Raw genomic sequence first — 13,215 nt, 5'->3', positions numbered from 1 at the left:
CGCGCCGCGGCCATCGCGGCGCGGACCTACTCTTGCGCCACGCCCTTGGCCTGGCGCATCAGGTTCATCGCCAGGCTGGAGACCGAGGTCACCAGCGGCTCGGCGCTATCGGCGTTGCTCATCACCAGCACCGCCAGCTTTTCACGCGGCGCCAGCACCCAGCGCGCATGGAAGGCTTCGGTCGCGCCGCTGTGTTGGCGCAGGGCGTCGCCGGCGATGTAGTCGCGGTCGCACGGCGCCGCCAGCCACGACAGCGCCAGGCGGCATTCCAGTTCCATGCCGCTGGCCACGGTCTCCAGGTTCAGCAGGGCCAGCGCGGATTCGTCCTTGAGGATGCGGCGGCCCTGGTAGGTGCCGCCGGCGAACAGCATGCTGGAGAACCGCGCCATCTCGGCCGAGCTGGCCCACAGGCCTTCGGCAGCCTCGTTGGACTGCGGTTGCTCGGTCCACGGCATGCCGCGGCGGTAGCCGGCGGCGCGCAATTCGCGCACCTCGTCGCCTTCGACCGCAAGCCGGAAACCGGCGCGGGAGATGTTCAACGGCCGCAGCAGCGTGCGCCGCACGTAGGCGTCGAACGGCTCGTCGGCCACGTGCGCGACCATGTCGCCGAGCAAGGCGTAGCCCATGTCGGCGCGGGCCCGGCCCATGGTGTCTTCCAGCGTATCGGGCCGCAGCGCCAGCAGGCGGCGCGCGGTGAACGGATAGGTGCCCATCCAGTGCATGGCGACCCGCCGCGGCTCGGCTTCCCAGTGCGGCAGCGCCTGGGCCGCGGGCACGTCGAGCGACAGGCGGCCGTCGTCGGCGGCACGCAGCACGCCGGCGGCGGTGACGATCTTGGAAATGGCGCCTACGCGGTACAGCGTGTCGCCGGTGGCATTGCGGTGGCGCGCCGCATCGGCGTAGCCGAAGCCGCCGCTCCAGACCGTGCGCTGGTCATCGACGATCGCGATCGACAGGCCCGGCACCCGCTGCGCATCCATGTCGTAGGCGATGCGCTGCTTCAGGTACGCCACCACCGCCGGATAGTCGCCCTTGGCAATGGCGGGCGGCGCGGCCGGGGCGACGCCCTGGCAACCGCCCGCGACGATCAGGAGCATGGCAACGGCGGCCAGGCGGGTAAGCGTGAACATGACGAGCGGACGCCCCTCTTTGGAGAACTGCCGTCATGCTAGTCAGGGATGCCGCGCCGATCTTTCCCGCTTTGTATGGAGTTTGTGAAGAATGCCGGGGCAGATTGTGAAGTTTGTTAAAGGCGTGCCGGATGCCCCGCGGGGCCGCTCAGGCCGCCTTCCAGCTCACGATGAAACGGGCCCCGCCGAGCGGGCTATCGGCCGCCTCGGCGCTGCCGTTGTGCCAGCGCGCCACCCGGCTGACGATGGCCAGCCCCAGGCCGGTGCCGCCGGTGCCGCGGTCGCGGCTTTCGTCCAGGCGGATGAACGGTTCGAAGATCCGCTTGCGATCCGCGGCCGGAATGCCGGGGCCGTCGTCGTCGACCATCAGCACATACTCGCGCGGGGCCGGCGACACCAGGCTGACCTGCACCCGGCCGCTGGCATAGCGGATGGCGTTCTGCAGCAGGTTCAGCAACGCCCGTGTCATGTAGCGCTGATGCAGGTGCACCTCGCGCACCTGGCACAGCACCACTTCGCAACGCACGCCGGACTGCTCGGCCTGGAACGCGGCGTGCTGCACAACCGAATCGAGCCAGCTGCGGGCGTCCTGCGGCTGCAGGGTGACGCCGTCGCCCTTGTGCTCCAGGCGGGCGTACATCAGCAGTTCGGAAGCCATGCTGTCCAGTTCGGCGACGTCGCTTTTCATGTCGTCGATCAGGCGCTTGCGCTCGAGCGGCTCTTCCGCCCGGCCGATCATGTCCAGTTCGAACGACAGGCGCGCGATCGGCGTGCGCAGCTCGTGCGAGACCGCGTTGGTCAGTTCGCGCTGGTTGTTGATCAGCGCGCCGATGCGCTCGGACATCTGGTTGAAGGTGTCGCCCAGGTTGCCGATGCTGGAATGTCGCGACAGGCGGGCCCGGGCCTGCAGATCGCCCTGCCCCATGCGCAACGCCGCCGTCTTGAGGGCTTCCAGGTCGCGCCAGATCGGCAGCGCCCACACCAGCATGAAGGCGCACAGCAGCAGGCCCAGCGCCGAATACACCGCGGCCACCACCCACGGGCCGAATGACGGCTCGGGCGGCAGCTTGACCTCCAGCCATTGGTTGCCCGGCCCCGGAATGGCGGCCACGAAGGTCTGCATCTTGTCGCGGATGAAGAAGTCGCCCTTGGCGGCGATGCGGCGTTCCTTGTCGCTGGCGTTGTAGTCCGCGGCGTTGAACACCCGCAGCCCCAGGCCGTAGTACGGCGCCAGTTGTTGCTCGATGTGGGCCGCGCGGGCGCCCGGCTCGACCTTCGACAGTTCCTGCACCAGGCTGTGGATCTGCCCCCGCACCGATTCGCGGGTGTAAGCGTCGCTGACCGGCTCGAACAGGTAGTTGGCGGAGCGGTCCACGACTTCGTTGGAAATCACGAAACCGATCGCCAGCACCACGAAGAGCCGCAGGACGAATTTAATCATCGCCGTCCTCGTGCGCCTTGGGCGAGAACAGATAGCCCTTGCCCCACACGGTCTTGATGCGCGCCGGATCGCGCGGGTCGTCGTCCAGCTTGCGGCGCAGCTTGCTGACGCAGACGTCGACGCTGCGGTCCAGGCCGTTGAACTCGATGCCGCGCACCGCATTGAGCAGGTCATCGCGCGTGAGCACCTGGCCGGCCTGGCTGGCCAGGGCCCACAGCATTTCGAATTCCATGGTGGTCAGGTCGACCTCGACCCCGCCGTGCACCACCGCCCGGGTGCGCCGGTCGATGACCAGCGGCCCGAACTCCAGGCGCTCCGGCGGTTCCTCCAGCTGGCTGTGGCGCCGCAGCAGCGCGCGGATGCGGGCCAGCAGCACGCGCGGCTCGACCGGCTTGATGACGTAGTCGTCCGCGCCCGACTCCAGGCCCAGGATCTGGTCCAGGTCGTCCTCGCGCGCGGTCAGCATCAGGATCGGCGCCGACGAAAACGCGCGCAGGTCGCGGCAGACCTGCAGGCCGTCGCGGCCGGGCAGCATGAGGTCGAGGATGGTGATGGCCGGGTCATGGCGGCGGAAAGCCTCCACCGCGTGGTCGCCGCGGTAGGCCTGGGCGACATTGAACCCGTGTTGCTCCAGGAACTGCGCGATCAGGCGCGACAGCTTCGGATCGTCTTCGACTAGCAAGGCCTTGGTCATGGGGTGTCCGGACAGGAAAAGAGAGTTCGATTTGGCCGCATTCTACGCAAAACCGCGCAAGCGGCGTTCGACCGGGGGACCGGCCGATCGGTTCCCGAAGGCAGCCGCCCACGCAAAAGCCGGGCGGGAAGACGCTGCTTCCGGCCCGGCCGAAGGGTCTGGCGCCCGGCGCGCGTCCGGGGCGGCAAGGCCGCCCGGCGCACGCCAGGTGCTTACTTGTAGACGGACTTGGAGCCGTCCTTGTGCCACACGAACACGTCGAACTGGAAGTTCGTCAGGTCGCCCTGCTTGTTCCAGCTGACCTTGCCGATCGGCGTGTCGAACGAATTGGCGTGCAGGTACTTGGCGACCTTGGTCGGGTCTTCGCTGCCGGCGCCCTTGATGCCGTCGGCGATGACCTGGGTGGCGGTGTAGGCCGTCATCTGGAACGCGCCGGCCGCATTGCGCTTCTTGGCGGCGAAGGCCTTGACGATCTCCGCGTTGGCGGCGTTCTGGGTGAAGTCGGCCGGCAGCGTCAGCAGCATGCCTTCGACAGCGTCGCCGGCAATGGCGTTGATGTCCGGGTTGCCCGTGCCTTCCGGCCCCATCCACTTGGCCTTCACGCCCTGCTCGGCCGCCTGGCGCAGCAGCAGGCCCATTTCGGGGTGGTAGCCGCCGTAGTAGACGAAGTCCACGCCCTGGCTCTTGAGCTTGGTGATGACGGCCGAGTAGTCGCTGTCGCCGGCGTTGATGCCTTCGAAGATCGCGACCGGCACGCCGCCCTTTTCGAGGTCGTTCTTGACCGCGGTGGCGATGCCCTGGCCATACGACTGCTTGTCGTGCAGCACGGCGGCCTTCTTGGGCTTGAGCTTTTCCAGGATGAACTTGGCGGCGGCGGGGCCTTGCTGGTCGTCGCGGCCGATGGTGCGGAAGATGAACTCGTAGTTCTTGCCGTCGGTCAGGGCCGGCGACGTGGCCGAGGGCGTGACCATGACCACGCCTTCGTTGTTGTAGACGTCGGCGGCGGCGATGGTGGCGCCCGAGCAGACGTGGCCGACGACGAAGCCGATCTTGCTGTTGACCACGCGGTTGGCGGCGACCGGACCCTGCTTGGGTTCGCAGCCGTCGTCGATGACCACGGTTTCCAGCTTCTTGCCATTGATGCCGCCGGCGGCGTTGATGCGCTCGACCGCCGTGTCGACGCCTTCACGCACCATGTCGCCGTACTGGGTGACCGCGCCGGTGGTGGGGCCCACCACGCCGATCTTGATGGTCTGCGCCTGCGCGCCGGCGCTGAACGCCAACCCCGCGGCGACGCCCAGCGCCGCGATGACCGGGGTCAGACGAAATGCTTGCTTCATGAGTGGACTCCTTTAATGGCTTGTAATCGTTGGTTTTCGCACGGGCGGACAGCCGGAAATGTGTTGGTCACGCCCCGTTACGTTGCATTAGCACGGCAAGCATACACTGAAAAATACCGGCATTTGCAGGGGGTTCCGGCCCGACTTGGGCGAGGTTTCGATATTGCGGTGCCGCATCGGCGGCCCCGGCGCCGCCCCTCTCCCCGGCCGATTTCCTTTATGCCCGCCGCCGTATATGCAAAAGCGCATTTATTCGTTTGCGTTACTAAGACGGCGCGGCATCATGGCCGCCATGAGACTCCAACCGATCATCGTCCCCGGATGGAAAGACTCCGGACCCGAACACTGGCAATCGCGCTGGGCGGCCCTGCTGCCGCACGCGGTCAGGGTACGGCAACGCGACTGGGAAAACCCGGTCAGCGCGGAATGGATTTCCACGCTGGCGGCGCAGGTCGACCAGGCCCGCAGCCCGGTGCTGCTGATCGCCCATAGCCTGGGCTGCCTGATCAGCGCGGCGCTGCCGGTGCCGCTGCGCGCCAAGGTCGCCGGCGCGTTGCTGGTGGCGCCGGCCGACGTCGAGCGCGCCGACGCCCCGGAATGCCTGCGCGGCTTCGCGCCGATCCCGCGGCACTCGCTGCCGTTCCAGAGCGTGGTGGTGGCCAGCGACAACGATCCCTATTGCCGGCTGGAACGGGCCCGCGCCTTCGCCGAGCACTGGGGCAGCCGCGTGGTGGTGATCCCGGGCGCCGGCCACATCAACGCCGACAGCGGCCTGGAAGACTGGCCGCAAGGCCTCAAGCTGTTCGGCGCGCTGCGCCGCCGCGCTTCGTGGCGCGTATCGCCGCCGCCCGAGCGCATCGCGCCGATTCCCGAGCGTCCCCTGTCGCACCAGGCCTGAGGCCGCCGGCTCTCTTGCCCGCCACGCGCGCGTCGGCCGCGGCAGGCGGGAAACCCATCGCCGCCCGTCACCCTGCGCAGTTCGTCCCGACCCGTGTTGCGGGCAGCGGGGTATCGCCGCTGGTGTTCCCCGCGTGCTTGCGGATCCGCTCCGCCAGCTCCGCCGAGGGCTTCTCATACCCATAGCAATAGGGCGGCGTCGGCGCGGCTTCCGGGCGATAGTCCTGCAGCACCGGCTTGGCGTCCCCCAGGTAGAGGTTGTCTTTCAGGCGCAGGAATGCCTTGAAGTCGCGCGTATAGCCGTGCACGGCCTTCAATTGCTGGTAGGCGCCCTCGTCGGAGGCGCCGTTGTCCAGCGCGCTGCGCTTGGCGGCCATGGGAATGTAGCGGCAGTAATTCACCTTGACGCCTTCCACCGTGGGGAAGAATTCCGGTTCCACGCATTGGCGCTTCGAATCGTTGTTGAAGATATTGCCTTCGACCAGCGCCTTGGCCTCCAGACTGAAACTCATGCCATAGAAATCCCAGTTCTCCAGCAGATTGTTGAACAGGTGGAAGGTGCCGAACTGGCCCCTGGGATTGCGCTGCACCGTGTTGAAGAAGTAATTGTGGTGCAGCGTCACGCGCGCGATGGAATCACGTTCGTAGTTCGCGAACAGGTCCTTCGAGGTGATGTTGTTCAGCAGCATGACCTTGTTCGAGTTGTGGAACTTGGTCCAGGAAATCGTCACGTCGGTCGAGCCGTTCTTCACGTTGAGCAGCCGGTCGGACATGCGTGACAGGTCCATGTGGTCCACCCAGACGTCGCGGCTGTCGTTGGCGATGTTCACCGCCTGCGTCAGGCGGTTCAGGCGGCCATCGATGGTCAGGTGCGTCAGGATCACGTTCCTGCTGCCATACACGCCCAGCCCGTCGTCGATCAGGGCCACATGCCTGCCGCGGCCATCGATGGTCGTGTTCGACGGCACGCGCAGTTGCGATTTCAGCACGATGGTCATGTCGGAGGCGAAGCGGATCCAGGTGGGTCCCTTCTTGGCCTGCGCCAACGCGGCGCGCAGCGTGCCCGGTCCGGCGTCCTGGTCGGACGTGACCTCGATGAACCGGCCGCCCAGGCCGCCCGTGGCGCGGGCGCCGTAGCCCTCTCGCTGCTGCAGCAGCGCGGACACGAATGGACAACGCTCGTCCGGACTGGCGCAGGACTCGTTGGCGGCCGCCGCGCCGCCGTATAGCATGGCCAGCGCCGGCAGCCAGGCCAGCGCGCGCGGCAGCCGCTTGGACCAGCGCCTGGCCCATTGCGGCGCCCTGCTTCTCATACTCTCTCTCGAATTCGTTCGCGGATTCATCGAAACTCGCTCCCCAACACTGCGCCGGCGGGCCGCGCGGATCGATCCGCGGGCTGCACGTGGCGCCAGATGCCGCCGCTCAGGCGCAGGTTTTCCGGCGGACCGGCCACATGCGCCCTCAGGTGTTTGAAATACGCCTCTTGCCAGCGCTGCGCGTACGCATCGGCGTCCTCGCCGGGTTCCACCGCGGGCAGCATCTCCAGCGTATAGGCGACGCGGCCGTTCTCCCAGCGCGGGGTGTAGAACACCGATGGCACGCCCTGGCGGTGCGCCAGGTGGGCGGCGAAACTGGAATAGGTCACCGCCTGCCCTTCGAACTGGGTGCGGGGCGCCGCCGGGTTGGCCGCGCCGTCCACCGCCAGGCACAGCACATTGCCCGCCGCCAGCGCGCGCATGCAGGCCTTGGCGACCTGCGCCTCGGTCTGGTCGGCGGTGGAGATCAGGGCGGCGGCATAGCTGCTCTGGGCGATGCTGGGCGCGGTGGCCAGCCAGCGGGAAGGAATGCCCAGCAGTTCCAGCGCCATCAGCCCGGCATACATGGGGCCGACGTGCGCCGTGGCCACCACCACGCCCCGGCCGGCCGCCAGCAGCGGCGCGAAGAAACGTTCGCCGGTGTCCAGTTCGCCCAGCATTTGCATGGCTTCCTCGACGCTGTCTTCGCGGCATTCGAGCCAATCGAACAGCAGGTGATCCACCAGGTGGCCCCAGCGCGCCCGCCGCTCCCATTGCGCGCGATCAGCCCCGGCATCGCCACGCAGCGACCAGGCCCAGTCCAGTCGCGCCTGCGGTATGGGCGCGGTATCCAGCTTCTGCTCCAGTTGTTCCAGCGCCTGCTGGAACGTTGGCGGCAGCGCCTGGCCGCGTTGCCCGACATAGCGCTCGAACAAGGCTTCGGCTTCCTGCTTGCGTCCCGCTTGCGAGAGCGCGCCGATGGCGGCGCGCTGCCAGAGTTGTTTGTCGGGCGATTTTTCGACCAGGTGCAGCAGTTGATCGGCGGCCTCCCCGTACTGCAGCGTGTAGCGCAGCGCGCGCGCATACAGGGCGCGTGTCTGCTCCAGTTCGGGGGCCAGTTCCATGGCCTGGCGCAGCGGCGCCACGGCGTCCTTGTAGCGGCCCGCGCGCAGCAGGGTTTCTCCGTGCAGCGTCAACAGCCGCACGTCGGTCGGGGCCGCTTCCAGGCCCGCCTCGAAGTGCGCCAGCGCATGCACTTTGCGGTCGTCGTCCGTGGCGCGCCGCAGGTGCGCCAGCCCCAGCGATGCGCGCAACGCCGGGGCATCGTGCCCCGCGTCCAGCGCCGCATTGCCCAGCAGGATCGCCGCCTCGACCCGGTCGTCGTCGAGCAGCGCGCGCACCGCCACCGTCGCCACGCGCGCATTCGGCAGGTCATCGGCCTGCAAGGCCATGGCAATGCCGGCCGCCTCGACCGCGTCGCCGTTGCGCGAAAACGCCAGCATCCACCAATGCGCGTCGCCCGGCGCGGCCGCCGCCAGGGCGGCGGTCTGGCGCGCGACGTCGGCCGCCTGCGCGATATGCCCGGCCTGCACCCGCAGTTGAATCCGCGCGGCCTGCAGCGCCGAGGAATCCGGCGCGATGGCGGCGGCGGCGTCCGCCTGGGCGATGGCGCGTTCCCACTGCTCGGTGCGGCCCAGCAGGCTGGCGAGCAGGCGGCGGTCGTCGGTGCGCGCCGGATAGGCCTGGACCAGCCGTTCCAGCGCGGCGATCGCCGGTTCCAGTCGCCCCACCCGCACGAACGGCGACACCAGCAGGCGGCGCGCATCGCGCCAGCCCTCTTCCACCCGCGCCAGCGCCGGCCCGAGCTCGGCCATGGCCTGCAAGGGGTCGTCCGCCTCCAGGATCCGCTTGATGACCGCGCGCAGGCGGCTGGTGGCATCGCTGGCGGCGGTGTTTGCGACGGCGGCGGGCGCCGCCGATGCCGGTGCCGCGGCGGTGCCGGGGCGTTCTATCGTCGTATCAACCATGGCGCAATCCTCTAAGCAAGGCCATCGCCGCGCGCAGGACGAACATGAGCACGAAGCCCAGCGCCAGCGCCTGCAACAGCAGCACGCCGGTGCGCGGACTGCTGGGCCGGTCCGTGGAGACCGGCTGCGCGATGATGGACAGGTAACGCTGCAGGCGCAGGGCGTCGGTCACGGCCTGCTGGTACGACTGCTGCGCCAGCGTCAGGTTCGAATCCGCAAAGGCCTGGGTGTTGCGCAGCGCCTCGTAGGATTTCAGTTGTTTCGCTTCCGTGTTGCCTTCGCCGCTCAGGCGCTGGCGCACGCTGGCGAGCCGTTTCTTCAGGGCCACGACCTGCGTTTCCGCGGGCTTGAGCATGAAGTGGTCCTTGTTGCCCAGCGCGCGGATCTTGTCCAGGTTGATCTGGGCGCTGCTCAGTTCCGCTTCGAGCTGGCTGGACAGGTTCAGCAGCATGGCCACCGTGGCGGTCGGGTCGATATTGCCGTGCGTGGTTCGCCACGAGGTCAGGGCTTCGCGCGCGGCCAGCGCCTTCTGCTCGGCCTGCCGGACCGATTCCTCGCTGACCTTCAGCTTGTCCGCCACGCCCTTTTCGTTCATGGAGCTGACGAAGTCCTCCGCCAGGCCGATCAAGGCCTTCGATAGCATTTCGGCGTCTTCGGGCGAATACGCGCGCACCCGCAGCACGTCGATCTGCTCCAGCGCATTGAAGGAAACCTGGACCGAGGCCCGGTAGGCGCGATACAGATCGTCCTCGCTCGAATCCTCGGACAGGTGGTTGGCCGGGTCCAGGCCGGCGTTGCGCAGGTACTGCCGCAACCCGACCTTCTTGTCCAGCTGCCGCATGCTGTCGCGCGACCGCAGGAAATCGCTGACGGCCCAGCCGTCGACGAAACCGCCGAGCATGCCGCCCGAATTCCCCGTGGTGAGCAGGCTGGCCGCCATTGCGCCGCCGCCCTGCTGGCCCGAGCCCGATTGCACGAAGAAGCGCGATTCCGCTTCGTAGCGCGGCGTGGCCACGAACAGCACGTAGACCAGCGCCAGGGCGACCGGGGCGACGACGATGAAGGCATTGACCCAGCGGCGCCGGCGACGTTCGTCCAGCGCGGCCTGCCGCTCGCGGCGCCGGCGCTCGATCTCGGAACCGCTCTCAGAAGCCGAGCTGGCCCTCGTCGAAGCCGCCGAAGACGTCGTCGCCTGTTCCGGATTCGCTGCGTGATCGTCGCGGGGGGAACTTACTGATGCACTGGTCGAGGTCGTCTTCGATGCGGAGTGCGCTTCGTTCATAAATCAGGCCCTTCAGGCAATAGTCCGCCAATTGATTCTGGCGGTAACTGGAAAGAATGAGCGTCCTGCCGACCAGGCGTTCTTCGAACAGCGCCAGCCAGAGACGGGTGAAACGGCAGGGTTCGAAGGGAATCGCCCCTTCGATCACGTAGATGTCGAACGCCGGCGCCAGCGCCAGCGCGAACGAAAACTCCTGCCTCGCATACAGCGGCCAATGTTCCATCGGCCGGCTCAGGCTCCTGGGATCGCTGATCAGGTCGGCCACCAGTTCGTACGTCGCATCGGCATCGATCTCGTACATCTGGCTCACCAGCTCGATCATGCTCAGGCCGTTGGCCTTGCCACGGATGAAGCCCTGCCGGCCGATGGCCCAGGACACGTTGCCCTCGTGCCGCACGAAGCCCTGGCGCGGCGGACGCAGGCCGCACAACAGGTCGATGATCTGGCGATGCAGCTCCGGCGCGGGCGAAAGCAAGGCGTAGCGGCCGACGGGAATGTCGAGATGGGCCCCGGCCAGCAGCGCCTGCCGGCTGCCGAAGGCCAGGGGTTCATCCGTCACGCCATTGAGATGAATCATCGTCGTTCCTCACATGGGCTGGATATTGGGACGGGCCAGCCGCTCGGCCGCCAGGGCGACCACCATCAGGAAAACCAGGCTGGTCAGGAAATATCCCAGGCTCGCGTCCTGCGACGTGTAGGCGTCGAAATAGGCCGATCGCAACAGCTGCATGCCATGCGAGAACGGCAGCCACAGCATCCAGGGCCGCAATTGCTCCGGCAGCTGCTCCGAGACGAAAAAGACGCCGGAGAATATCTGCAGGAAGCGCTCGATCACCGGCGCCAGCCGCAGGAAGAAGTGCCAGAAGGTCGCGATCGCGCCGAACAGCAGGCCCATCGCGGCGGCGCAGCACGCCATCAGCACCACGTACAGCATGAAGCCCGGCCAGCTCTTGGGCAGCGTGATAAGGTCCAGCGCATGGCCGGCGCCGATCAGCACCACGAACACCACCAGGTACACCGACACGTACAGCAGCGCCTGCACCAGTGCGCACATCAAGGGCGAAACGCCCTGGAAATTCAACAGGCCGCGGGCCGACACGTACGCCGTGCTGCTCCTGAAGATGATCTGCCGGAACATGATCCAGGTGGTCGCGCCCAGCAGCGAGAAGGTCTGCACGTCCATCCCCAGGATGTAGTGCGTGCCCATCAGGATGTACAGCGACGAAATCAGCGTCAGCAGCACCACCGGGCCCACCAGCGCCCACAACAGGGCGATGCGGCTCTCGCCGTGCATCACGTGCAGCTGGTAGACGAACAGCGCCAGCAACGTGCGTCCGCCTGGCCAGCCGCGGCCGGCCAGGCGCGGATGATGCCCGGCATGCAGCCCGCGCAGCCGCTCCCGCAGGATATCCAGGTCGCCGGCCTCCCCCGGGGGCAGCTCCATTTCCAGCGCGACGTCGTTGCGCGACGCCTCGCGGCGCGCCTCCCGCGCCTCCTCCTGCCTGCGCCGCTCCTCGCGCCGCGCGTGCGCCTCGGCCAGGCGCCGGTCCTCGGCCACCAGCCGGGCCGGCATATAGCCCGGCGCGAACACGTCGACGCCCGCGCGGATGTCCTGCTCCAGCAGGCGCACGATGATGCGCAGGCGCCGCCGGGAGAAGTCCGCCAGCGTCTCGTCGACCTTGGCGCGCGCAATCTCCGCGTCCAGCTCCTCCTGCACCGCCTCGTACACCGCCCGCCGGGCGGCCACGGAGTCATGCGGCTCGCCCTGCAGGCGCGCCAGCAAAGGCCTGAACAGCACGGCCGGCTCGGCCTTCGCCTCGAACAGCGCGGCGGGATCCAGGCGCCACGCGGCGACGCCCGAACCCACCGCGTAGCTGCTGTCCTTTCTCCGCGCGCGCCAACCCTTGATCCGATCCTCGTTGCTCATCGACACGCTACTGGCTGACGCCGCTGGAGGAACTCGAGCCGGAGTCGGAGTCGATGGCGCGCGTCGCGCTGAAGCCGGCGCTCATGGTCACGCGGAACGCCGAAAGCACTTTCTGCACCTGCGTGAACGGCGCGTCGGAGATATAGATCGCCTGGCCCTCGTGCACGCTGAATTCGCGCGCCAGCGCCACCTGCTCGGCGCGCGTGAGATCGAACTGGTACACCACCGGCAGCAAGTCCGGCTTGCCGTCCACGCCGGCCTGCGCGGGCGTGAACAGGAAGACCGAGCGCGGGTCCGCCGTCTTGTCGTCCAGGCCCCTGGCATCGGCCAGCGCGTCCAGCACGCTGTAGTTGCGCTTGCTGATCGCCACGCGGCCCTGGTTGCCGGCGGCGCCCAGCACCGTCAGGAACTCACGCGATTCATACGCGGTGATGACATCGCCCGGGCGCAGCAGGATGTCGTTGTTCTGGTTGCGGTAGATGTCCGACAGGCGCACCGAGGCGACCTGATTGTCGCGTCGCAGGCTGACGACCAGTTGCTCCGGATTGGTTTGCACCGGCGCGGCCTGCGCCAGCGCGCTGCTCAGGCGCTGGGCGGTCTGCGTGATGGGATACATGCCCGGCTTGGTCAGGTTGCCCTGCACCGTCACCATCTGTCCGCGGGCGTCGGCCACGCGCGTCACGCTGACGTCGGCGCCGGCCACCAGCCGGCTCAGGCGCCCGACGATGGCGTCGTGCAGTTGCGCCAGCGTCATGCCGCCGGCCTGGAATTTGCCGAGAATGGGAAACGCGACATTGCCGTTGCGGTCCAGTTCCTGGTTGCCCAGGTCGCTCACGCCGGACGGGTCCGCCGTGAACACGCCCAGCCCGCCGCGCTCCCACACTTTCACGTTGACGCCGTCGCCCGGCACCAGGCGGTCGAAACCGGCCTGGGTCAGGTCGCGGTAGCGCACGGGAAAATCCGAGACCTCGGCAACCCGGCTCGCGCGCGCGAGCTCGCGCGAGGCCTGCATCACGACCACGTCCTTGGCGTCGTGGGCGCCTGTCACCTCACTGAGCATGGGGCCGGAACGCGGCAACTGGCAGCCGCTGAGCGTAAGCACGGTAATCAGCAGCAGGGCCGGCGCCGCGAGGCGGCGCGGGCCCGCGGCCGGGACGTTCATTTGCATAGTTTCCTTTGTCT

At 68.1% G+C, this 13,215-nt stretch carries 11 protein-coding genes; 1 reads left to right on the top strand and 10 read right to left on the bottom strand.

Annotated elements, in window-relative coordinates; all coding sequences use genetic code 11:
* Positions 1-26: 26 nt before the first annotated feature.
* From ACVN9Z_RS20545 to ACVN9Z_RS20530, 4 genes are all read right to left on the bottom strand, one after another.
* Complete coding sequence (locus ACVN9Z_RS20545; protein WP_053500216.1) at positions 27-1,130, bottom strand: serine hydrolase domain-containing protein; 1,104 nt, start codon at positions 1,128-1,130, stop codon at positions 27-29.
* Positions 1,131-1,278: 148 nt separating this feature from the next.
* Positions 1,279-2,571, bottom strand: a complete 1,293-nt coding sequence (locus ACVN9Z_RS20540) for an ATP-binding protein (RefSeq protein WP_020927543.1) — start codon at positions 2,569-2,571, stop codon at positions 1,279-1,281.
* Positions 2,564-3,265 carry a response regulator gene (locus tag ACVN9Z_RS20535; RefSeq protein ID WP_006386440.1) on the bottom strand — a complete coding sequence of 234 codons (702 nt, stop codon included), beginning with the start codon at positions 3,263-3,265 and terminating at the stop codon, positions 2,564-2,566. The genes ACVN9Z_RS20540 and ACVN9Z_RS20535 overlap by 8 nt, the downstream gene beginning before the upstream one ends.
* A gap of 212 nt (positions 3,266-3,477) precedes the next feature.
* Positions 3,478-4,605, bottom strand: a complete 1,128-nt coding sequence (locus ACVN9Z_RS20530) for a branched-chain amino acid ABC transporter substrate-binding protein (protein ID WP_006386439.1) — start codon at positions 4,603-4,605, stop codon at positions 3,478-3,480.
* 292 nt (positions 4,606-4,897) lie between these two features.
* Between ACVN9Z_RS20530 and ACVN9Z_RS20525 the strand changes: the two genes are divergently transcribed.
* Positions 4,898-5,503, top strand: coding sequence for an RBBP9/YdeN family alpha/beta hydrolase (locus ACVN9Z_RS20525; protein WP_026383505.1), 606 nt, complete (start codon positions 4,898-4,900; stop codon positions 5,501-5,503).
* Positions 5,504-5,570: 67 nt separating this feature from the next.
* On the opposite strand, the gene ACVN9Z_RS20520 is transcribed toward ACVN9Z_RS20525, so the two are convergent.
* The 6 genes from ACVN9Z_RS20520 to ACVN9Z_RS20495 form a co-directional block, all read right to left on the bottom strand.
* Entirely contained in the window at positions 5,571-6,734 is a 1,164-nt protein-coding gene (locus ACVN9Z_RS20520) for a pectate lyase family protein (RefSeq protein ID WP_458213518.1), read from the bottom strand.
* A gap of 107 nt (positions 6,735-6,841) precedes the next feature.
* On the bottom strand, positions 6,842-8,824 hold the full coding sequence (locus tag ACVN9Z_RS20515) for a Vi polysaccharide transport protein VexE (protein ID WP_458212564.1): 1,983 nt from the start codon (positions 8,822-8,824) through the stop codon (positions 6,842-6,844).
* Entirely contained in the window at positions 8,817-9,848 is a 1,032-nt protein-coding gene (locus ACVN9Z_RS20510; protein ID WP_006386435.1) for a sugar ABC transporter, read from the bottom strand. Before ACVN9Z_RS20510 ends, ACVN9Z_RS20515 begins: the two co-directional genes overlap by 8 nt.
* Before the next feature lie 121 nt (positions 9,849-9,969).
* The gene (locus tag ACVN9Z_RS20505) at positions 9,970-10,683 is read right to left on the bottom strand and encodes a P-loop NTPase family protein (protein WP_006386434.1); all 714 of its coding nucleotides are present in this window, start codon (positions 10,681-10,683) and stop codon (positions 9,970-9,972) included.
* A 9-nt stretch (positions 10,684-10,692) separates the two neighbouring features.
* A complete protein-coding gene (locus tag ACVN9Z_RS20500) occupies positions 10,693-12,033 on the bottom strand; it encodes an ABC transporter permease (protein WP_045953139.1) in 1,341 nt (446 codons plus the stop codon).
* Between the two features lie 7 nt (positions 12,034-12,040).
* A complete protein-coding gene (locus tag ACVN9Z_RS20495; RefSeq protein WP_026383511.1) occupies positions 12,041-13,201 on the bottom strand; it encodes a polysaccharide biosynthesis/export family protein in 1,161 nt (386 codons plus the stop codon).
* Positions 13,202-13,215 lie beyond the last annotated feature (14 nt).

The organism is Achromobacter sp. KK8 (genome assembly GCF_054188005.1).
This window is presented reverse-complemented; position numbering and strand designations above follow the sequence as displayed.